Source organism: Halobacteriovorax sp. GB3 (assembly GCF_028649655.1).
Classification (GTDB): Bacteria; Bdellovibrionota; Bacteriovoracia; order Bacteriovoracales; family Bacteriovoracaceae; genus BSW11-IV.
Genome location: NZ_JAQSLN010000003.1, coordinates 152,229 through 173,288 on the forward strand (window position 1 = coordinate 152,229; position 21,060 = coordinate 173,288).

Annotated in this window: 20 protein-coding genes; 13 read left to right on the top strand and 7 right to left on the bottom strand. The window is 37.0% G+C overall.

Annotated features, from left to right (window positions below):
- Window positions 1–13: 13 nt before the first annotated feature.
- The 3 genes from HBN50_RS06915 to HBN50_RS06925 all read left to right on the top strand — a co-directional run bounded on the left by HBN50_RS06915 (window position 14) and on the right by HBN50_RS06925 (window position 2,067).
- Window positions 14–712, top strand: a complete 699-nt coding sequence (locus HBN50_RS06915) for a hypothetical protein (RefSeq protein ID WP_273868863.1) — start codon at window positions 14–16, stop codon at window positions 710–712.
- 45 nt (window positions 713–757) lie between these two features.
- The gene (locus HBN50_RS06920) at window positions 758–1,315 is read left to right on the top strand and encodes a hypothetical protein (RefSeq protein WP_273868864.1); all 558 of its coding nucleotides are present in this window, start codon (window positions 758–760) and stop codon (window positions 1,313–1,315) included.
- An 86-nt stretch (window positions 1,316–1,401) separates the two neighbouring features.
- Window positions 1,402–2,067 carry an SIMPL domain-containing protein gene (locus HBN50_RS06925; protein ID WP_273868865.1) on the top strand — a complete coding sequence of 222 codons (666 nt, stop codon included), beginning with the start codon at window positions 1,402–1,404 and terminating at the stop codon, window positions 2,065–2,067.
- 2 nt (window positions 2,068–2,069) lie between these two features.
- On the opposite strand, the gene HBN50_RS06930 is transcribed toward HBN50_RS06925, so the two are convergent.
- Window positions 2,070–3,032: a hypothetical protein gene (locus HBN50_RS06930; protein WP_273868866.1), complete on the bottom strand. Its 963-nt coding sequence runs from the start codon at window positions 3,030–3,032 to the stop codon at window positions 2,070–2,072.
- 203 nt (window positions 3,033–3,235) lie between these two features.
- Between HBN50_RS06930 and HBN50_RS06935 the strand changes: the two genes are divergently transcribed.
- Together HBN50_RS06935 and HBN50_RS06940 are read left to right on the top strand one after the other, a co-directional pair.
- Window positions 3,236–5,746, top strand: a complete 2,511-nt coding sequence (locus HBN50_RS06935) for a hypothetical protein (protein ID WP_273868867.1) — start codon at window positions 3,236–3,238, stop codon at window positions 5,744–5,746.
- Window positions 5,743–6,600, top strand: a complete 858-nt coding sequence (locus HBN50_RS06940; RefSeq protein WP_273868868.1) for a hypothetical protein — start codon at window positions 5,743–5,745, stop codon at window positions 6,598–6,600. The genes HBN50_RS06935 and HBN50_RS06940 overlap by 4 nt, the downstream gene beginning before the upstream one ends.
- Here the strand turns inward: HBN50_RS06940 and HBN50_RS06945 are convergent.
- Both HBN50_RS06945 and HBN50_RS06950 read right to left on the bottom strand, forming a co-directional pair.
- Window positions 6,597–7,292: a hypothetical protein gene (locus HBN50_RS06945; RefSeq protein ID WP_273868869.1), complete on the bottom strand. Its 696-nt coding sequence runs from the start codon at window positions 7,290–7,292 to the stop codon at window positions 6,597–6,599. The genes HBN50_RS06940 and HBN50_RS06945 overlap by 4 nt on opposite strands.
- A gap of 2 nt (window positions 7,293–7,294) precedes the next feature.
- Complete coding sequence (locus tag HBN50_RS06950; protein ID WP_273868870.1) at window positions 7,295–7,723, bottom strand: acyl-CoA thioesterase; 429 nt, start codon at window positions 7,721–7,723, stop codon at window positions 7,295–7,297.
- 79 nt (window positions 7,724–7,802) lie between these two features.
- On the opposite strand from HBN50_RS06950, the gene HBN50_RS06955 reads away from it, so the two are divergent.
- From HBN50_RS06955 to HBN50_RS06975, 5 genes are all read left to right on the top strand, one after another.
- Window positions 7,803–8,579, top strand: coding sequence for a glutamate racemase (locus HBN50_RS06955; RefSeq protein ID WP_273868871.1), 777 nt, complete (start codon window positions 7,803–7,805; stop codon window positions 8,577–8,579).
- Between the two features lie 51 nt (window positions 8,580–8,630).
- A complete protein-coding gene (eno, locus tag HBN50_RS06960; protein WP_273868872.1) occupies window positions 8,631–9,911 on the top strand; it encodes a phosphopyruvate hydratase in 1,281 nt (426 codons plus the stop codon).
- Between the two features lie 38 nt (window positions 9,912–9,949).
- Window positions 9,950–11,242, top strand: a complete 1,293-nt coding sequence (locus HBN50_RS06965; RefSeq protein ID WP_273868874.1) for a GHKL domain-containing protein — start codon at window positions 9,950–9,952, stop codon at window positions 11,240–11,242.
- Window positions 11,243–11,314: 72 nt separating this feature from the next.
- Entirely contained in the window at window positions 11,315–12,490 is a 1,176-nt protein-coding gene (locus tag HBN50_RS06970) for a hypothetical protein (RefSeq protein WP_273868875.1), read from the top strand.
- 85 nt (window positions 12,491–12,575) lie between these two features.
- Window positions 12,576–13,334: a hypothetical protein gene (locus HBN50_RS06975; protein ID WP_273868876.1), complete on the top strand. Its 759-nt coding sequence runs from the start codon at window positions 12,576–12,578 to the stop codon at window positions 13,332–13,334.
- A gap of 30 nt (window positions 13,335–13,364) precedes the next feature.
- Here the strand turns inward: HBN50_RS06975 and HBN50_RS06980 are convergent, their stop codons facing one another.
- The 4 genes from HBN50_RS06980 to lexA form a co-directional block, all read right to left on the bottom strand.
- Window positions 13,365–13,676: a hypothetical protein gene (locus HBN50_RS06980; RefSeq protein ID WP_273868877.1), complete on the bottom strand. Its 312-nt coding sequence runs from the start codon at window positions 13,674–13,676 to the stop codon at window positions 13,365–13,367.
- 61 nt (window positions 13,677–13,737) lie between these two features.
- Window positions 13,738–15,747 carry an alpha/beta fold hydrolase gene (locus HBN50_RS06985; RefSeq protein ID WP_273868878.1) on the bottom strand — a complete coding sequence of 670 codons (2,010 nt, stop codon included), beginning with the start codon at window positions 15,745–15,747 and terminating at the stop codon, window positions 13,738–13,740.
- Window positions 15,748–15,768: 21 nt separating this feature from the next.
- Entirely contained in the window at window positions 15,769–16,953 is a 1,185-nt protein-coding gene (gene dinB, locus HBN50_RS06990; protein WP_273868879.1) for a DNA polymerase IV, read from the bottom strand.
- Window positions 16,928–17,572, bottom strand: a complete 645-nt coding sequence (gene lexA / locus HBN50_RS06995) for a transcriptional repressor LexA (protein WP_273868880.1) — start codon at window positions 17,570–17,572, stop codon at window positions 16,928–16,930. The genes dinB and lexA overlap by 26 nt, the downstream gene beginning before the upstream one ends.
- Window positions 17,573–17,709: 137 nt before the next feature.
- On the opposite strand from lexA, the gene HBN50_RS07000 reads away from it, so the two are divergent.
- Genes HBN50_RS07000 through HBN50_RS07010 form a run of 3 tightly spaced genes read left to right on the top strand, consistent with a single transcriptional unit; the run spans window position 17,710 to window position 21,054 of the window.
- Window positions 17,710–18,159, top strand: coding sequence for a hypothetical protein (locus HBN50_RS07000; RefSeq protein WP_273868881.1), 450 nt, complete (start codon window positions 17,710–17,712; stop codon window positions 18,157–18,159).
- A 13-nt stretch (window positions 18,160–18,172) separates the two neighbouring features.
- Entirely contained in the window at window positions 18,173–19,633 is a 1,461-nt protein-coding gene (locus HBN50_RS07005; protein ID WP_273868882.1) for a TldD/PmbA family protein, read from the top strand.
- Window positions 19,633–21,054: a metallopeptidase TldD-related protein gene (locus HBN50_RS07010; RefSeq protein WP_273868883.1), complete on the top strand. Its 1,422-nt coding sequence runs from the start codon at window positions 19,633–19,635 to the stop codon at window positions 21,052–21,054. Before HBN50_RS07005 ends, HBN50_RS07010 begins: the two co-directional genes overlap by 1 nt.
- Window positions 21,055–21,060: the final 6 nt, after the last annotated feature.

Below are 21,060 nucleotides of genomic sequence, written 5' to 3' on the forward strand. Positions count from 1 at the left end.
GAGGGCCATTTTTGTGGCCCTTTTTTTATGCATGTCTTCTATTTCAATGGCCCTTGAAACAAGGTCGTTACCTGTTTTGATATTGGCCCCTGGCCTGAATTTAAATCCAAAAGCTCTTTCTGAATTAGCTCAAGAGTTCTCTACTCAATATGAAACTCATATTTTTTCTATAGACTACAATCAAGGCTCTTTAGCTGAGTGGCAGCAAAAAGTAATTGATTTCATCGATCATTATAAGAATCGGGATCTGTATTTTATCGGTCAATCTCTTGGAGGTCTCTTATTTCTTGATTATGAGAAAAGTTTTAAAAGTATGGCCTTTCTCTCATTTCCATTGGCCTTGAATCTTCCAGGTCGGCTTATGTGCTTAATGAGTAAACTTCCTCTATGGAAAAGTGTTCCAAGCTTTAATTACCCAAATTACAGACTTCATTCATTTACTAATAAATCAGCCTATCAAGGCCTATGTCATTTAGTGGATCATCTTCAATTTGAAAACCACTCGAAATATCTTTTTATCATTGATAAAGAAGATGAACTCGTAGATGTTAGCTCTTATGAAAAAAAGGGTCTTTCAGTCAGTTATTTTCAAAAATCTCCACATAATAAATATCATCACCTATTAGTTGATCGTTTCAGTCTGGGAGATGATAGGTTTCAAAGTCTTTTCAATAAAATTTCACTTCATTTTAGGCAAGTTCTTCACCATTAAGATTTCAGTTAATTCCCGATAGAATAGATATGTGAGGATTTAACAATGACAACAATCGATCAAAATAGCCATTACTACAATCAGAAAATTCAAAAACTTGAAAGCAGAAGACGCGATCAAATCGATGAGATTCGTAAGAATAATGATGAGGTTCTCGATACTAAAGAGGCCCAAAATCATAAAAAAATAGAGAATATTAAAACGGCCTATACTGAAGATCGAATTGATGCTCAGAAATCTTTTGATGCAAACGTTAGTGAAGTTTCAAAGGACATGAAAGATAAACTCGATAAAGTAAAAGAAGACGGAGCTAAAGAGCGTTCAGAAATATCAAAACGCTTTATGAAAGAGAGAAAAGAAATGCAGGAGCAATTTCAAAATGAACTCTCTCAAATCACAAAATCATTTAAAAATGTTATTCAAGGTAAAGACAGAGAGCTTAGTGAGCTTAAAGAAAAATATGAAACGACCATTGAGAAGGCCAGAAATCGCTCTGATGAAAAATTAAAAGAGCAACGTGAAGATTTCGAAGAGAGGATGGTTGAAGTTAATGACAAGCACCAAAAAGACATGAAGATGCTTGTTAAGCGTTTTAAAACATAGTCCTTACAAACACCTTACAAACCAATCCTTGTCAAGTTCATGAGTCTGTGACCTAATAGAATTAGAACGTTTATTAAGAGGACTCTATGAAAAATCTTATTTTATTATTCTTTTTATCTTTAAATACGATGGCCTCTAGTGTTGTCGTCGATGGAATATCTCAAGTTTTTACAACATCAGATCTCGCCAGTTTATCTTTCAGTGTTGAGACGCAGAATAAAGATAGTCTCATTGCACAAGATGAAAATTCAAAAATTATGAATAAGGCGCTTAAGGGGCTAAAAAATAAATTTAAAATTAAAGAAATTGATATTAAGACATCTCGCTATCAATTGAACCCTTATTACAGTTACCCTCGTGGCAAGGCCCCTGTTTTTGAAGGCATGAAAATTCACAATGAAATGACGGTCTCAATTAAGAAAATTGATGATATTTCAACAATCATTAATTTTCTAACAAAGAAAGGTGTCACTAAAATTGGTGCTATCAACTTTTCTTCTTCAAAATCAGATCTCGTGCAAGTTCAGGCGTTAGAGATGGCGTTTGATAACGCTAAAGATAAAGCTGATCGTTTGGCCAAAAGAGCTCAATTAAAACTTGGCAAAGTGCTTAAGATTGAAGAGAGCTTTGAGCGCTCTGGTATGCCATCACCAGTTCGTTATGAGATGAAGGCAATGAGTTCAGCGCCTGCGATTGAGAAAGGTAGTGTTGGTGTTGTTGCAAAGGTTCGTGTTGAATTTGAAATGAAATAAATTCACTTGTCCTTTGATTCTACATTCATATAGAGCCGCTCATCAACTTTTGTCACAACAGTTGAAAGTGTATCTCCCTTGGATAGCTTACATGTTTGGTAGCTATGAATATAGTTTTGTGTAATCTCTCTGTCTGATAAGGGATTGAAGTAGCTTGGGTTCCATAACTCGAGAAAGCTAACTTTGTATGCACAGCCATGTTTCCATTTTTTTGTATCTTGAACAGTTGCTACTATTTGTGCTTCAGGTGCATCTTTCAATATAATGTAACCCGTTTCCATATTGGCCTCATTTGAATTGTACCAACAAATCGGTCTCTCTTTATCAAGAGCTCCCTTGATGGCCGTTTCCTGTCTGCATACATTATCAGGATAGTCATTATATAGTGTAATAGAAGCATAGTGAGTCGAGCTGGTTAGTAGAGTCGTTGGATAGTCTAGACCTGCTTCTTTAAATGATAAGGACTCTGTTTTGATAGCATTGAGATGGCGAATACAGGCCTGGTCTTCTTCAGGGCAAAGTCTCTTTTCTTCAGGGGTTAAATTCATTTCGCTTTCTGTACTAGTTGATTTCATATACCTTTTGAAGCAAGTTTTATTTGCGAAGTAATCGGATTGCGCTTCAGATGAGTACTTTCTTGATGGCTGCACCATCGGAGCACCCCCAATAATATGACCAATTTCATGACAGAGAATAAGCGCAAGGGAATCAGTGCTCATATACTTTAGCCTTGCTAGTCCACCATGGACTGTTGCATGAACTTCTTTGTCGTTTTGTCCAATAGATGCTTGAGCTTTATCACTATCCCAGTTTAGCTCAACTCTTAATGGTAGGTTTTTTTGCATCTCAACTTCATAAATAGAGAAGAGGTGATCCATGACTTTAAGGGTTTGGTTTCGATCTAATTTGGCCATAGTGGCATTTGCAATACAGAGAGTGAATATTGAAATGAGGGCCTTTTTCATGATCGTGTACCATCCATAAATTTCGTGATGGCCTATCTTAGGTCAGGCCCTATTATTTTCAATAAGTTCGGTAAAATTTATCGGTTTTTTCTATTCGTTTTATTTTGAAGAGGACTTGTAAGTATTTAGAGTTATTGCCTTTTATCGTTTTATGATCAAATTTTCTAATTTTTGAGACGATAAGTCGGATTAAGGAGTAAATTGTGCGCAAAATTTCTATCCTCTTTTTGGCCATCACCCTAGGGGTTGGTCACTTTTTTTATCAAAGAAATAAGGATCGACGCCCGGCATCCGTTGTTACGAGAACTTTTCCTGATTATTTTCCTGATCATATATATCTATCCTTGGATGAACAGACAAAGCTAGAGGGGCCGATTGAGAGTGCTGATCGAAATGGAGAGTACATGAAGAGGATCTTTGGTCTTCTTGTGCAATCAGCAGATAGACATGCTCGTGATGACTGGTACTTTGAAAGTGATGGAATTTATCAAACCTACAATGCATTTCTACTTGCGACTCTTTTAGTTCCTTACCATGAAAGTCGCTATGTACATATGAGAAGAAGGGATCAGTCTCGATGTTCCTCTGTAACTAATGATAGTTACAAATTAAATAAAGATGAAATTCGTGAACTATTTAAAGAGAAGCGAATGACAATAGATGCACAAATCGCTTCAATACAGAATGAAATAAATGAGCTTAATATCGCTTATAAGAAAAAAATGACAGCAAGTGAAAATGCTGAAAATAGAAGAGCTGTAAAGAATCTTAAAATTGACCAGAAAGCACTTGAGAAAGAGAAAAAAAATATTCTTTCTAATGAGGGGAAGGCATTCTCAGCTAAAAAAGCTCTTTCTAAATTTGATCAGTTAACTGGTGAAAATGAAATCGTTAAGTGTGATGAACTTGGAAGTGATGTAGATCAACTCCTTGTTAGTTACGATTATAATGATATTGGTATTATGATGTTTAACATGAAGGCAAATCCAGATGCTTTTAGTTCTGGTCGAGTCTTTTCAACGAAGAAGTTCATTGATGATGGAATCGATCACTTGTACTACTCATTTAATCGAAACGCAGGTGAGGGGAATGATAAATCGAAATTTCCTTGTCTCGATATAAAAGGGGCCCCGTACTACTATAATCTTATTCGTTCTGCATGGTCGAATTATAATGGAGGACACTCTATTGAAAGGGCCTGTCGATTTCATGACAGTATGAATTGTTTAAAGAAAATTTATAAGCGTTATCGAGATGGTCATGAGAAGACTTTTTTCGATTATAACTACGCTTTTCAAAAAAATAACCAAAGTTTAAAGAATGTTATTGAGAGATACGAGTACAATCAGCTCGATGGAAATATTGACTTGAATTCATTTTCTTGTCGCTTCCAAAAGAATGACTGGGACTTCATGGAAAACTTTGTATCATTTCTTTTTGAAGAGAAATCCTATCTTCATCTCTATCTTCCGGCCGCCTCTCTTGAGAGAAAGGCCTTACAGGAAATTGTCAATAACGTTAAGAATGGCTCGAATAAAAGAACATACATTGAGCAAGTTCTTAAAACTGATTACATGAATTATTTGGATCGTCCTTATACGGAAGGGGCCGCAAGTGATTATGTAGATGAAAGTGTGAGTAAGAGCTTAAAGAAGGCCCAGAGCAAATTAGAAAAACTTATTGATGACCTGACGGAGAAATCTAATAACGATATATATCGAGTTAAATTACCTGGACTCTATAAGAGGTTGGAAGATTTAGAGAGTAAACAAAGTAAAGCAAGTGGAAGTAGTGAAGTCCTTAAGTCACTGTATGCTAAAAGAAAAGAATTGCAAGAGGCAAAGGCCGAATTAGAAAAAAGTGGTATTCAGGTTATTCTTGATCGAATTAATAAACAAGAACAGGAAATGAGTGAAATTATTTCGAAGTATCAAGATGCATCAACTGTTTCTAAAACAAAAGAATTTTATCAAGAGCTAGAGCTTCGCATGCTTAAAAACTTTAACATTAAAAAGAGTGATTCTTTAAGAGTTATTAATGAAGAGCTTCTTGAAGTAGAATTCAAAATTTTAGAGCATTCAAATAATCAACACGATTATTCAAACGAAATTGAGTCAACTCTAAGTGAAATTAAAGAAATTGAAAGAACGGCAAAAGATGCTGAACAGGAAAAAGAAAAGCTTCAAGAAGATTTACAGGCCTCTAAACAGACTGTCGATTATGAAGGGGAGTTACCAAAGGTTCACAATGAAACATTTGACCATTATATTTCAGGTCAGGGAATAAATATCCGATTTGCACCTAAATCAGGAGAGACTCTTTGTGGTAACACTAAAAGCCTTTCGGATTCTTCATTGATTCAAATCTCAATTGTCGAACCTAAGATTATAAACGGATATCAAAAAGTTTATTCACCTTCTTTTGAAGAATTTAAAGGGTCTAAGTGTGAATCAGGTGAAGCTTATGTGTATTCAACTTTTATTAAAAAAATCTTAAAGGGCGAACAGGGCAAAACTTATGGTATTGCTACTGGCGGTGTGCGTATTCGAACTGATTACAATCGTGGAAAAGATACTGGTCAGGTCCTGCATCCGGGAGAGCGCGTTGTTGTTCTAGAAGAGAAAGATTGGGGAGACCCTTGGTATCGAATTGTAACTGAGAGCGGTTTTGAAGGTTGGGTTTGGATGCGAATTCGTTATGTGGAGTCTTTATGAAGAAGATTGGAATAGTCGTTGTTATTGCGGCCTTTGTTTCACTATTTTATCTCAATAGAAAAGAGAGTCCGATTTTTGGAGAAAATGTTTTCAAATCTACGGAACTTGAAGACGTGAAGACGCAGAGTAAGAGAATTGTTGAACAGACAGTAAAAATAGAGAATAAAGAACTCATTGAAAAGATTGTAGACCCCAAAGGTGGAGACATCCGTAAAGAATATCGTGATGAAGCATTGACTCTTGAAGATATTAGAGATGTAGAAGTGGTTATTAATGATTTATCTCGGTGTATAAAGTCTGATTCCTGTAAAGATTCTAAGTCTTTTGATCGCTACTATGATCCTAATGAGGGAACATATCATCGAGCGCTTTCAAAGAGTCTTGATTTGTTAACTGAGCAAATAAACGATGGCCTTTATACTGTTGAAAATAAGGAAGGAATTAAAAGAGCGCTAAAAATTAAAAATGCACGAGTTCAATTATCTGCAGCACTCTTAATCTCTTCTCTAAATGACGATGAGTTGATTACATCGCTCTATGAATCTTGCGACTCAATTGTCGATAATTCACTCTCAAGTGTCCTTCATTTATTATCAAGTGCAGAGTTAATGAACTCAAAAAAACGTAAAGATATAAGAGATGAATGTATCGTGAAAAGTGTGAAACAAGGACAGAGTAATCGAAAAATAGCATCGATAAATTTTGCCATAAAACAAGATATTGGCAAAGACAAGGCCCTAGAACTTAGCAAAACACTATGTCCTTTGAAGAAATCAGAATCTGAGGTCCAAAAAAGAGTTTATGTGAAATTTATGGCGGTCATGGACAAGTATAATATTTCTTGTCGAAATTAAAAGTTTGAGCTCTTAGCACATATAGAAAGCAAGTTAATGAGCTCATCGTAGGCCTGGTTTTTCATGGCCTTAAAAATCACCGAAAGTGAAGGCTCCTTTGCGCTTCCTCTACTCGCATTTTTATCGTTATAGATAATAACTTGAAGATCTCCATTAGAACGAAAGTGATAAGTTATATCGAGATTGTAAGCGAGAAGGCGTATGAGGTTTTCATTGCTATTTGGTCGTCTGCCCATAAAAAGACGATATTCAACGAGTAAATCTTCTTTTTTCTTTGCTTCTTCTAGCGCGCGCTTTAATACTTCGAAGCTCACCCGAATCCATTCATGCGCCTTTGTTTCTCCTTCAAAATCAAGTACGTCTTTATTTCCCTCGTTTAGGCATTCCTTCTTTCTATCGATAAATGAACTAATACTCTCATTCAAGAACTGATCGAAATTAAACGTTACTTCGTTATCATGTGCTATCGTTAGGTTTTGATTGTCGAGTGTCAGCTTTAGTTCGCTGTTTATTTTTTTCAGTTCTATTGTGAATGATTTCTTTCCAATTAACTGGAATGTTTTCTTTTTCTCATCTTGAAACTTGATTCCCTCGTTAATACTTAGAGATAACCATTGATACTCATCAAGAGAAAGTTTCGAGAGTTTTTCTTTTACTTCATCGATCGTTAATTTTTTGAAGAGAGAAAACATTTTTAGCTACCCTTATATTTGTCCACAAAGCCTTGTGGGCACGAAGCAATTTTCTTTGTTTCGTAGTTAAAAAAGACCATGCCTGTTTTTACTACACAAATAGTGGCCTTGTCTCTAGATCGAATAAATTTATAAACGAATTCGAATCCATGTGTCGTAATCTCATCAATATAAAGTTCGCAATGAAGCTGATCAAAGAGAAAGCCTTCATTCTTATATTGGAGTGCAGCATCGGACATGATCAGCCCGCCACCGTAGAAGTTTAACTCGTCAAAAGACAGTTCATTTAAAAAGCGTAATCTGACTTCATGAGCAAATCTTAAAAGAGCATCATTACTCAAGTGATTTCCGTAGTTAATATCGTTAACTCGAACGCTCAACTGAGTCTCATAAATTTTATTGGATGGAATAGATATTTTAACTCTTGCCACATTCTCTCCATTAACATCTTTAGTGAAAAGGTTTATGATATTTTAAACATAACATAATTGATTATCTTTGGGGATTTGTTTGAAAGTTGGAATGTTTGATTCAGGAATTGGTGGTCTCAGTATTCTGTCTAGTTTACTGACAATTCGACCTGATGCACAAGTATACTACTTCGCCGATGATGCTTTCGCACCCTATGGCAGTAAGAGTGATGAGGTCCTTTTAGAGCGATCAATTGTCATTGTTGATAAATTTATTGAGCTTGGAATCGATCTCATTGTCCTTGCGTGCAATACCGCAACGGCCGTGTGTATTGATGACTTACGTACGCGCTATCCAGAGATTCAGTTTGTAGGAATTGAGCCCTATGTAAATATTGTGAATCAAATTCCTTGGGATGATAAGAAGAAGGCGGTTATTCTTACAACGCCACTTACAGGTAAGAGTAGTCGTTTTAATAAATTGAAAGAAAAACTCGATCCCAATAACTATCTCTCACACTATAGTTGTCCAGGCCTTGCTCAAATCGTAGAGACTGCTTATTGGGAAAAAAAAGAACAAGAGCGCCTTGAAAGCGAGATTCGCAATGAACTCTCTTCACTTCTTACAAAAGGCTACGAGTATTATATTTTAGGATGTACGCACTACCCATTGGTCTCAAAGTATATTCAAAGAATAAGTGGCGCAAAGGTCTTGAGTCCCTGTCGCGCTGTGGCCAATCGTATTAGTGATTTGATGGGACAGGCCTCTACCTCTGTAGATGGTACAATGATCGATTTCTATTTTTATTCTAGTGCCCGACATCAAGATTTCATTAAGCAGGAATTTCCAATCACTAGGCCGTGGCCAGAGCTTTGAAGAAAGTTTATAGTTTAACGTAATAAATTCACTTTGAAAGGATGGAATCTCATGTCAAAGATTACAAATATTATTGCCCGTCAAATTCTCGATTCAAGAGGTAACCCAACAGTTGAGGCCGAAGTTCACACGGAACTTGGTAGTGTTGCCTTAGCAGCTGTTCCTTCTGGAGCTTCTACAGGAACTCGTGAAGCACTTGAGCTTCGTGATGGTGACAAGTCTTATTATGTAGGAAAGTCAGTTAGAAAAGCTGTTTCTAATGTTAACGACATCATCAAGCCTCAGGTTCTTGGTATGGAAGTTACTGAACAGAGAAATATCGATTATAAAATGATTGAGATTGATGGAACAGAGAATAAAGAAAAACTTGGAGCAAATGCTATTCTTGCCGTTTCAATGGCCGTTTGTCGTGCTGGAGCAATGGATAAGAAGATGCCACTATTCCGTTATATGAATGAGTTTTTGAAGATTCCTATGGATAGTGATTCTATGAATCTACCGGCTCCTCTCATGAATATCATTAATGGTGGAGAGCACGCTTCTAATAATCTTGATATTCAGGAATTTATGATTGTCCCTCATATGCAAAAAAGTTTCTCCGAAAACTTTAGAGCAGGAGTTGAGACTTTCCATGCTCTTAAGAAAGTTCTTTCTGAACAGAATTACTCAACTAACGTAGGTGATGAGGGTGGTTTTGCTCCGAATTTACAAGGGCACGAAGAGGCCATTGAATGTATTTTAAAGGCCATTAAGAATGCTGGTTATGAGCCAGGTCGCGATATCTCTATTTCACTTGATTCAGCCTCTAGTGAGTTCTACAGAGATGGTAAGTATCACATCGAAAACAAAGCTCTTTCCAGTGAAGAAATGGTGAAATATTACTCAGATCTTTGCGATAAATATCCGATCTATTCTATTGAGGATGGACTTGATGAGTCTGATTACGAGGGTTGGGAAAAACTGACTCGCGAACTCGGAGATAGGGTCGTTCTCGTTGGAGATGACGTTTTTGTAACAAATAAAAAGATTCTCCAAAAGGGAATTGATAGAAAAATGGCCAACTCAATTCTTGTAAAAGTGAATCAAATTGGTTCTTTAACAGAGACGTTTGAGACACTCGATCTTGCTTTTAAGAATAACTATAGTGCCATTATTTCACATCGCTCAGGTGAGACTGGTGATAGCTTCATTGCTGATCTTGCCGTTGCTTGTGCCGCTGGACATATTAAGACAGGTTCTGCCAGCCGCTCAGACAGAATGGAAAAATACAATCAGCTACTAAGAATCGAAGAGGCCCTTGGTAGTGATGCAAAATTTAATGTTATTAAATAAGTATCAATAATAAAGGCCTCTCTATTGAGGCCTTTTTTATGGTTCATAAATTAAGACAAATAAGTTCAAAACTACACGTTTTTGATCTCTATTGCTTCTTTTCACTCGTTGTTTCAGCAACTCTTTGGTTGAGTTTTTATTTCAAAGATCGAACTTTTCTTCCAAACTCATTTATAGAAAGCACTCTTATTGTTGGAAGTTATCTCTTTTTCACAACAAATTACCATCATGCAAAAGAATATAAGGCCTTGAAAAATTACCCCTTATTTTTTCTTTTCCAGACGTTATGTTTTATTGGACTTACTTTTAAGTATCAGTCGTTGGCAGGGCTCTATTTGGGATTAATTCCCTGTGTGAGTGCAACGCTCTTTTTTCTCTATCGAGACGAACACGGAATCAGTGCTAATGAAAGAAAGGGCATGTTTCTCTTTCTCATTGGAGGATGTTCATTTTTAGCACTTGGGACTTTTAATGATGTTCAATTTATCTCTTATGTCGATGGAGCGCTCTTTCTTATTTTCTCATCGTGGGTTATGGGATTGATCTATACTTCGAATGAATTTGTTCTAGCAGGACAGAAGTCCTTGGTTGATTTTCTCCTTCGACGTTCTAAGAAAACGATGCCTGTCAGTGAGCAAAGAAAAAACCGCCTCTTTTTTCACGATCTCATCAATCACACACATGGGTTAAATCTATTCTTAGCGACTAAGGAAAACGGCGATGGGAGTTTAACAAAAGAGGACACTCTCATTCTCTATAAAGAGATTAAATTAATTCAATCTTTAGTAAAGGATCATTTCGGTTATCAACATAAAAATCTTGTGAATACATATGATGTTGTTAGTTTTGATTTTGCGCGCATTGGGCTTTTAAATCTTGTCGATAATTTTTTACCTTCAGAGCAATTTAATTGTTTTTTCTTTTTTAAAGGCGCAGCGGCATCAGAGGCACCTCTTGAAATTCGCTCGAGTGCAATGGTGCACTACCCATCTTTTTATAGAGTCGTAAATAATATCATTAAGAATATCGCAGAAGCTGGACCTTCAAGCGTAGAATTTAATTTTGATTACACAGATGATGGCCTTCATTTAACAGTTAAAAATACAATATCAAAACTCTCAGAAAAGAGATCTTCTAGCCTGGCCGATGATTTAGGGAAAATTATTATGATGGATCAGGTGAAAAATGAATCGGGTCTAGGGCTCGAGTCCGTTAATGAAATTCTTCGCTCTATCGGTGGTCATTTCGCCTTTAAAATAGAGAATGGCCAGTGGGTGAGTCAAATCTATTTTCCAAGGCCAGGACAATTTGAAGAGAAAAAATCGGCCTAGGGCAAAAGCTTCGCTTTCTACAAGATAAAGAACTTTTTTAGTATCCTATAGTTGAATCAACTAAGGATGCATATGAATATTAAAAATTCTCTTCTCATTTCATGTCTGTCAATATCTTCTGTCTATGCTCACGATATTGTCTATCGTCCAAAAGCTGAGATCCTCTATCAAAAACAATTTGAATTAAGTGTTTCAGCAACGCAATTTGAAACTCTTGCTCGATACGATGTTGATGGTAATGAAGTTAGTTACGACAATGAAGATGATGGTTTTATAAAAAGAGATATTGATACAAATTTGTATTATTCTTTCAATGATAGTTTCGAATTCAACCTCGGTGGTCGCTATCGTACATATGAAGACACCGTATCGGGAGAAGCTCAAACTGTTAGTGGTGGAGAGTCATATTGGCTAGGTGTTAAGTATCCCTTCTCTCCTGTTGGAAATATGCGCTATGCTCTAAACGCTCGCTTTAGAAAGACAATGTATACAAATACAGACTATGCAACTTCAGCAGCTGTCGATTCTGAAGATAAAGTTCTTGGTGACTCTGGATCGGAATTTCAGCTTGGTATGTATGCCAGCTGGCTTAGGTCTCAAACAAATGCATTCGATGCTTATTTGGCCTACAACGCTCCTCCAAATGGTTTGAGTCCAGAGATTGTTTACGATCTTTCAACATCTTTTCACTACAATCGTTTTGGAATTGATTTAGGAGTGAAAGGTATTGAATCTCTCGGTGCTGATAGTGAAGATGAAAGACCATTTCAATCAACTCCAAGTTCTTCAGCTCTCTTTAATTCCGTAAATCGCGCCCATACGGCCGGTTATATTCGTGGGGCCATGGCCTTTGGCAATTTTAAAATTGGTGGTGAGTTTGCTAATGTTTTTCGTGGGGTCTCCACTGACCAAGGTGCATCTCTTGGGATTCAACTAACTTATCAATCTAAGGGCAATAGCACATCTTCTCAAAAGAAAATTAATAAATTTAAGGAATACACAATAGAGGCCACTGTTTTAAAAGTTTCTGCGAGAGGTAAGTTCGTAAAAATTGATCATGGTTTAGCTCAAGATGTCGAAAAGGGAATGAAGTTCGATATTTATAAAACGGACTACTTCGGTGGAAACGTCTTGGTAGCTAGTGGGCATATCGTCGAGCTTGGAGCGAATTGGTCTATCGTTCGCCTGCAAAAGCTCTATAAAAAGATGCCCATTTTGAAAGGTTTTGTTGCTAGAGCAAGTAACTGAAATCAGGAAAAAATGACCAGTTGTTTGGGCCTAAGATTAAGTTAGAGTAAAATAAATTAACGCTTATATTTAAAAGGTTATTAAAATGATGAAACGTTTTTTATTGGTTGCCATCGCACTTATCTCCTTTGGAGTTCACGCTAAAGTCTTTACCAGTCAGTTTACAGAGTTCCTCCTTCCTAACGGTTGGGAGTGTGCAATGGAAGGCTCTGAATGGGTTTGTCAGTCGACAAATAATAATAGAAAGAAAGAGGCAATCATTATTCTTGCTGCCAAGCTTAAAGGTGGACAAGATAGTCTTTCTCACTACCAAACGTATTTAAAGAATACAAAAGAGTTCAAGATCCCTGGTGGAAAGAAGCAGGTGAGTGAGCCAAAGTATACAAATATCAAAGATATCAAAGGGCACAAGTGGGTTGATTCTCTTCATCTCGCTAGTGAGGTTCCTGGTTTTTATACTCGCTATCTTGCAACTGTTAAAGGTGACCTTGGGGTTTTGGTAACATTCTCTGTTTCTAAAGATCACTATAGTAGTTATTCAAAAGTTATTGACGGAATTGTTGAGTCGCTAAAAGTTTTCGCTCAAATGAAAAACTCGCCAACTAAGTTTGTTAGACAAGCAAGAGATGGCTCACTACCTGGTGAAGGTGAGTTTGTTGAAGATGGATCGGATGCTCTGGATATCGGTTTAGGAGCTAGAAAGAGACAGAAGTCCGGTGCAAGTGATGGTTCAAATGATATGATCATGTATATCATTGGTGCTGCAGTCGTTGCCTTTGTTCTTATGAGAATGAAAAAAGGTAAGAAGAAAACAAAGAAAAAGAAAAAGAAGTCTAAGAAATAAAAAAAGGGAAGCTTAATGCTTCCCTTTTTTTTAATATATGTTCAATTTTTTCAAGCTCTCTTCTTTGTAAATTTCCTGCGCTTTTTCCGCTCTGGATTTTGGTTCATTTCGCCACGAGGCCTCAAGGTCTGAATCTTGTCTGACGGAGGGGTCAAAGAACTCCCTGTCTTCAATATAGGGTGAACCCTTCGCTTGGTGAGGCTTTATTTGTTCTAATTTTAATTCTCTTTGCGTTTCGTAGATTCGCTTATTCGTTTCACGAAGTTCATCAACAAGCTTTTGAACAGGCTTGTCTGTTGATTTTCTATTGAGGGCATGAATGATTTTGTTGATCGTTGCCATACCTTACTTGTCGGTTATTTCGCGTTTAGGCCTTAGTTTAGGATCGTTTACGGATGTTATTTCAGAGAGTTAGAGCTCTCTTGAACGACTTTAGAAATTCATCTTCTTTCATGTGGTGAACATTGTGAGAGGCACCTTCAATTTTATAGATTTTATGACCTACAAGACCCAAGCGCAGAGCGAAGCGAGCGTATTTTAAATCATCACTTCCGTAAATATAGTGAAGTGGCTTTAAGGCCCTTAGAGAATCCCAGTAATTTGGCTGTTCTGCTACTGATAGAAAATTTAGGCATTGTTTCCATCCATTTAAAGAATGGATTGATTTTTTTGGTGTATTCGTTATTCCTTTAAAGATCTCCATCGAATACCAGTGCTCTAGAAAAGAGTCGAGATCAGCTTGGGTTTGGATGCCATCAAAAAGAGTTTGATCAAATTCTCTACGCTTTTCTTTTTCATGATCATAGATGCCTAAATTAGAAGACTCGATGATTATTTTATTAATGCGATCATCTATGTAGCTAAGGCCAATGGCAACTCGACCTCCTAGGGAATAGCCAAATAGATTGTATTTTTCAAAAGGGATTTGTGATTTAAGGTCAGCTAAAAAAATATCCCAACTTTTAAATGTCTTATGCGAATTTTGGCCGTGGCCAGGAAGATCAATGAGGCAGATAAAATAATTTTGCATCATATGATTAACTATATTTAAGAAGTCACTTGATTGACCCATGAATCCATGAATCATCACAAGGGCAGGATTCTTAGCGTTACCATAGAAGCTAAAATGGTAAGAGTTTTGCTTCATGGTAAAGTTACTCGCTAGTGCCCTACTTTTTTTAATTCCCTTTTTTAGATAGCTCAAAGTCTTGTCTTGAATAAAGTATTTAGGGACTTTGTAAGTGGAAAGGGTATGTTTGAGGTGATCTCTTAAAGTTTGTTGATCGAGAGGTTGATTGACTTCAATGAAGGCCATTGGCGCAAGATCAAATTGATCGTGAGAAAAGGAGCACACAAGAGAGTCTTTAATCTCTTTATTTTGATTAAGGGCCATTTCAATTTCTTGTGGATTGATATTTTCACCACCACTTTGAAAAATATGATCACTTCTACCAAGTATCTCAATTCCATATTCACTCATTCTGGCCAAATCAGTCGTTTGAAAGATTTTAATATTCTTTGGTCCATCTCCAAGGTAGCGATGAAAGAGAATTTGATTGTCAGCTGTTCTTTCGAATTGAAGATGTCCTTCATTTATTGATATTTGTCGATAGGGCATTACAGAGCCTACTGTGCGTAGGATGTTTAAGTCTTGAGTCAGTGGCGTAGCAATGGCCTGAGCACACAGTTCGCTAGATCCATAGGAGTTTGAAAGAGAGAGGTCTAGTTGAATCGCTCTTTCAAGTAGAGATTCAGATGTTTTTGCTCCCCCAAGGATGATTCCCTTGAAGTTTGGACGCTTGAATTTTCCTTGTTCAATTGATTCTACTAAGCGTAATAGTTGAGTGTGAACGAGGCTCAAGAAGGTAATCTCAGGATGGAAAAAAGTTGATAGATCATTATTTTTTGCAAGAACAACTTTAGCGCCAGTGAAGAACATACGAAAAACAATCATCATTCCACCAATATGAAAAAGGGGAAGACTTAAGCCCCAAGCATCAGAGTGATCAATTGAATAATGAGAGATTGTTGACTTTGAGCTAAGTATTATACTTTCGAGGGAGTGAATAACGCCCTTAGGTTTTCCAGAGCTTCCAGAGGTAAAAATGACGAGGTCATCATGGTCATTAAAAGGCTCTTTTTCAACCTCTTCAATAAGAAGCTCTTTTGTTTTCTCTGGTAGATTTGAGTCAAGGGCAATATGAACTTTAGAATGAATTAAAGTGTAAAATAACAGAGTGATAAAGTCGATCGGATCACTATGATCGTTGTAAATAATCGAATTATGTTTTTGTGTCTCATGGTGAGCAAGTGATAATTGATAGATATCGTCATAGGTATAAGAAGCATCACCTGAAATGATGAAGATTTCATTGGCCTGTTTTTCAAAGAGAGAGACTATCTCACGACTCATATGACGTATCCATTTGTTTGCCTATGAATTGGCCTGACATAAGTTTAAAAAGTTGAGCTGTTTGAATTCATCTTTTTCTTTAAACCGAAAACCAAGACCGATGAGCCTAACGGGTCTATTTCCTTTGAAAAATGCCTGGGCCATCAGATCTTTGAAAAACTCAACATGCTCTATATGATACTTTCCATTCTCCCAAATTTCTTCAAAGAAGTCATCATATCGGCTTTTTTGTACACTTACACTTTTAAAGTCATTAAATTTCAACTTAACAATACCAAGTGAGATCTCACACTCTTCACCCTTTTGTTCTTTGAATTTCTTAAGTCTTACTATCACTTCTTCGAGAATTTCAACGACTTTAGATTGGCATTCTTCAAGATCAATGAGATCTACCATGAAGGTCTCTTCATGGGTGAGACTCTTTCTTACCCAATCTGTGACGACCTCGCGATTATCGATACCATGAGCATATTGCCAAAGAGTGGGGGCGTAATTTGAAAAGTGTCTGGATAGTTTTTCTTCTCCTTTTAAAAGGATATCTTGGCAGGTTTTGATTCCAAGCTTCTCTAATTTTGCTGCCGTAACCGGGCCAACACCACTTATCTTTTTTACGGGAAGACTTTTTACAAAATCTCTAACCTCAGAAGGAGTGATGACGTAGAGGCCATTAGGTTTTTTCCAATCACTAGCAACTTTTGCTAGAAACTTATTAGGCGCAACACCTGCTGAAGCTGTGAGATTTGTCGCTTCATAGATTTTTTCTTTGATTTCTTTTGCTATAAGTGTCGCTGAGCCGTTGCATTTAGTGCAATTAGTGACATCGAGATAGGCCTCATCTAGACTTAGAGGCTCAACAAGATCGGTGTACTCTTGAAAAATAAGGCGTATAACAGAGGAGACCTCTTTGTATTTACTAAAATTTGGCGCCATAAAAATAAGGTCTGGGCAGAGCTTTTGTGCCGTTGTACTTGGCATGGCCGCCCTTACTCCATATTTTCTAGCTACATAATTGGCCGTACACAGGACTGATCGTCTACCTGGCGGGCCTCCTATGGCCAGTGGCTTTTCTCTTAGTGAGGGATCGTCTCTCATTTCTACTTGAGCATAGAAACAATCCATATCAATATGAATAATTTTTCTAGGAATTTGTTTTGGAAGAAAATTGTTATTATCTAGGTAATCATTCATAAGAGCGAATAAGACCAACTAAGACTCCGGCAAGTGAGACTTCTTGCTCTCTAGGATCAATTCGAAATGGTTTCATTGCTTTATTGGCCGGGTGAAGTTCGATGATATTCTTCGTTTTATAGAATCTCTTTACGGTGGCCTCACCATCAACGAGGGCCACAACTGTTTGTCCTTGATTGGCCGTTTGTTGATAGCGGCAGATAATAATATCTCCGTCTAAAATTCCATCATCAATCATGGAATCTCCACAGACATTAAGAGCAAAGTGCTTTCCTGACTTATTAATAAGTCCTGGAGGAACTGAGATTGTATTGGTCGGATTTTCAATGGCCTCAATTGGAATACCTGCTGCCACATCACCAAGAAGTGCTATTTCATTTTCTTCGAAAGAGTTAGCAGAAGATGTGTTAGTGCTATTTTGCTCTTTTTTGGTCTGCGGCTTTAATCCGCGGCGTGCATTCCAGTCCGTTTCGAGAAGACCTTCATCTTTGAGATATTTGATATAGCGCTGAACGGAGCCAAAAGATTTAAAAGAGAAGTGCTCTTTGATTTCTTTTTGGGTCGGTGCAACTCCATTTTTATCGAAGTATGAACAGATATAATCGTAAATTTCTTTTTGTTTCTTTGTTAGGGCCATAAATCTATTTTGCGCGTAAGTTTTGCGTAAGTCAAGCCTTAAAAAAAACTTCTATATCGAGGCTAAATTACCTATTATGTCAGCGTTTGCTATGAAAGGGCAAAATCAACAGTGATCAATACTGAGGGGTATTTCCAATGAAAAATAAAGGTCTCGAAACTAAAATTATGACCATTTTCTCTGCGTTAGTTATGACAACGTTTTCAGCTTCATCATTTTCTAAAGAGATTACGTTAAAAGATGGAGAAAAAATCTTACGCATTGAAGTTGGAAAAGATAAGTATCAAAGTAATAAAGAGATGATTAAGAGAATTCACCAGTTAGAAAGAGCGGTCTGGCATCTTCAAAATAGAGTCTATGAACTTGAAAGTGGAATTGAAGTTAAGACAGCGCTTGTAGATACTAAAATTTATCATTGCACTTTATCTACGAGTTTCAATGGCGTATTTTCAGGGAATGGAGAAAGTGAGCTTGAAGCGAAGTCTGAAGTTCTTAAGCGCTGTGTTTCCAAAGTTGGAAAATCCACTATTTGGTGTGATCGTGATGAAGTAAAGTGTGATTCATCTATTCAAAAAATAAGAAAATAAAAAGGGCCTTTATATGAAAGAAATTTCTAGAGAAGTTATTAGTGAATTAATCAACATGGGTGCAAGCTATGCTGATATACGGCTTCATTTACGCGACGAGCAAGAACATATTTCAACTCTCAATGGCTCTCTTAAAAATTACTCGTTAGAGACAAAGAAAGGCCTTGGGATTCGCGTTCTTTTTGATGGAGCTTGGGGTTTTTCTAGCAGTGAGACCTTAACAAAGGAAGGTGTTTTAGAATGTGCTAAAAGGGCCATTGATAAGGCCAAGGCAAGTTCAAAGCTCATTCGTTACCCCATTGTTCAATCACCAAAGGAAATCGTAAAAACAACTTATAAATCGTCTTTTGAAATTGATCCTTTCTCAGTCTCTTTGGAAGAAAAGCTCAATTGCTTACTTGATGTCGATCGTAAACTCTCTCATGAGAGATTCGATTTTTGGGGCGCCTATTGTTCATTTTATAAAAGAGAGATCTTCTACTGCGATAGTGAAGGGACTGAATTTGTTCGCTCTCTTATGGAAATCGATGGAGGCCAATTTATCATGGCCAAAGATTGTGATGGTCTAAATCAAAGAAGAAGCCATGGCCTTTGGTTAGATAGTGAAGGAACAAGTGGTTTTGAGAACTTTAAAACAGAGAGATTCGACCAGGCCCAAAGAATCAAAGAAGAGTTACTGCAAATACTCGATGCTCCTCTTTTAGATAAAAGTAAAATGGATGTCGTTTTACTTAACGATATGATGGCCCTTCAAACGCATGAGACGATTGGCCACGCTTTAGAACTCGATAGAATTCTTGGTTATGAATTATCTTATGCTGGTGGTTCTCATATTTCCCTTGAAGATTTCGGCACTCTTAAATTTGGTAGCTCTAAATTAAATGCGAGGGCCGATGGTACGGTCAAAAATTCACCAGGAAGCATCGGCCTCGATGATGATGGAGTGAAGGCAAAGAATGTCCTTATGATTGAAAAGGGAATTCTAAAAGATGCAATCACATCAAGACAAATGGTCGTTGAAGCAAATGCTCTTGCAAAGCGTGAGGTTTTTAAAGAATCTGGTGCTACTTGCCGTGCAGAAAGCTATAACCGCATGCCTATTGAGAGAATGAATAATATTAATATCGACTTTGGCAGTGATGGAAATTTTGAAGAGCTTATTTCAAAAATTGATAACGGAGTTATTCTCGATACACCTCGATCATGGTCGATAGGTTCTAATCGCGAGAACTTTCACTTTGCCTGTGAAATAGGATGGCGTATTGAAAAGGGACAAGTAACAGGAGTGGTTAGAAATCCAAGTTATCGTGGAGAGAGCTTAGAGTTTTGGAATGCTCTTAAGTATGTTGGAGATCAGTCAACTTGGAAACTTATGCCAACATTTAACTGTGGAAAAGGGCAGCCGAATCAAATCATGCGCCTTGGCCACGGAGTTCCCGTGTGTGTCTTTTCAAATGTTCAGGTTGGAGATTAATGATGTTAGAATTAAATAAAGTAAAAACATATTTAGAAGAGTTGAATCAATTTTTAAAAGATAGTCATATTGAAGGTTCTCTAACATATAGAAGTGAAGTTTCTCATTTGGTGAGGGCCGGGCGATCTCAAATCTCACTCAATGTTGAAGAGTGTTCAACTCGCCTGTATATTGATTTATTTAAAGTTAAAAAGAAAATTTCTGCTGTTGTTTCAAATCAATTAGATCGTGAGCTTGATGCTATTAAGACTTTCATCGTCGAGCTTTATAATAAGATTGATTTTATGAGCGAAGTAGAGCACTTAAGACCTATGAGGCCTATTGCTCAGGGGGAACTCAATCAAAACAAATATGATCAAACGCTTGTTAACCTTGAAAGCGCTAAGCTCGTCGAACTTTTTTCCAAGGTTCGCTCCAATTTTGCAGAGGAAATCAATGCAGGTGAAGTAGACTTTTCTGGCGCCTTTAGTGCTGGAGTTCACGGATATTGCGTAATTAATACTCTTGTTGAAAAGGCCATTTATTACCAAGGTAGTGATTGGAACGTAGAAGTTGTCTTACAGTTATTAAAAGACGATAAAAAAGAAATTCGTGAGGCCCGTGTTGGCGAGTTTTTCAATGAATTTAATTCTGATGAGATCATCAACGGCCTTAAAAAAACTTATGAGATAAAGAAAGAAACAACACGTCTAGATCTTGAGCCAGGAGAGTATGATATTGTCTTTTCAAGTGATGCTTTCGCTGAAATTACAAATTATATGTCTTGGATGGCCCTTAGTGGCGAGAGATTTGAGTATCAGTCGGGAATGTTACAAAAAGATAAGCACGCCATTGGCACTAAAGTTTTTGGCGATAATGTTACGATTAGCGATGATCCAAATGATCCAGATATTCTCTATGCTAGACCTGTTGGATTAAATGGTGTTGAAAGAAAGTTTTTTCCTCTGATAACTGATGGTGTTCTATCAAATCTTTTCTATTCTGATAAAGATAGTTGTGACCGTTTTAGCTTAGATATAAATAATGACTTCTCTGTGGCCTCAATTAAAGTTCATCAAGGAGATGGCCCAGAGACATTTGATCAGGTAGTTAAGAATTCTAAAAAGAAAACCCTCTTTATTCCCTATATTCACTATATGAATATCACAAATGCTGCAAAAGGAGAGTTCACTGGAACTTCTCGCTTTGGAACACTTTTGATGGAAAATGGAAAAATAACATCGCACCTTTATAATCTTAGAATTAATGATTCCTACCACAGAATATTCAATAATATTGATTGGCTTTCTTCAAAATTAGCTCATGTAAATACTTCTGATACCTATGGGATGCGATCTAGCTCTAGCATCACGTGCCCAAGTTATGTTAAAGTATGCTCAGTGAATATAACCGGAAGCTCTAAGGTTAAAGAGCTGAAATAAATAGAA

Coding starts and splice junctions, on each gene's coding strand:
- HBN50_RS06985 (WP_273868878.1), bottom strand. CDS start 15,747: ATGAGTCGTGAGATAGTCTCTCTCTTTGAAAAACAGGCCAATGAAATC.
- HBN50_RS06925 (WP_273868865.1), top strand. CDS start 1,402: ATGAAAAATCTTATTTTATTATTCTTTTTATCTTTAAATACGATGGCC.
- HBN50_RS06965 (WP_273868874.1), top strand. CDS start 9,950: ATGGTTCATAAATTAAGACAAATAAGTTCAAAACTACACGTTTTTGAT.
- HBN50_RS06970 (WP_273868875.1), top strand. CDS start 11,315: ATGAATATTAAAAATTCTCTTCTCATTTCATGTCTGTCAATATCTTCT.
- HBN50_RS07000 (WP_273868881.1), top strand. CDS start 17,710: ATGAAAAATAAAGGTCTCGAAACTAAAATTATGACCATTTTCTCTGCG.
- HBN50_RS06930 (WP_273868866.1), bottom strand. CDS start 3,032: ATGAAAAAGGCCCTCATTTCAATATTCACTCTCTGTATTGCAAATGCC.
- HBN50_RS06980 (WP_273868877.1), bottom strand. CDS start 13,676: ATGGCAACGATCAACAAAATCATTCATGCCCTCAATAGAAAATCAACA.
- lexA (WP_273868880.1), bottom strand. CDS start 17,572: ATGGCCCTAACAAAGAAACAAAAAGAAATTTACGATTATATCTGTTCA.
- HBN50_RS07005 (WP_273868882.1), top strand. CDS start 18,173: ATGAAAGAAATTTCTAGAGAAGTTATTAGTGAATTAATCAACATGGGT.
- eno (WP_273868872.1), top strand. CDS start 8,631: ATGTCAAAGATTACAAATATTATTGCCCGTCAAATTCTCGATTCAAGA.
- HBN50_RS06945 (WP_273868869.1), bottom strand. CDS start 7,292: ATGTTTTCTCTCTTCAAAAAATTAACGATCGATGAAGTAAAAGAAAAA.
- HBN50_RS07010 (WP_273868883.1), top strand. CDS start 19,633: ATGATGTTAGAATTAAATAAAGTAAAAACATATTTAGAAGAGTTGAAT.
- HBN50_RS06975 (WP_273868876.1), top strand. CDS start 12,576: ATGATGAAACGTTTTTTATTGGTTGCCATCGCACTTATCTCCTTTGGA.
- HBN50_RS06940 (WP_273868868.1), top strand. CDS start 5,743: ATGAAGAAGATTGGAATAGTCGTTGTTATTGCGGCCTTTGTTTCACTA.
- HBN50_RS06920 (WP_273868864.1), top strand. CDS start 758: ATGACAACAATCGATCAAAATAGCCATTACTACAATCAGAAAATTCAA.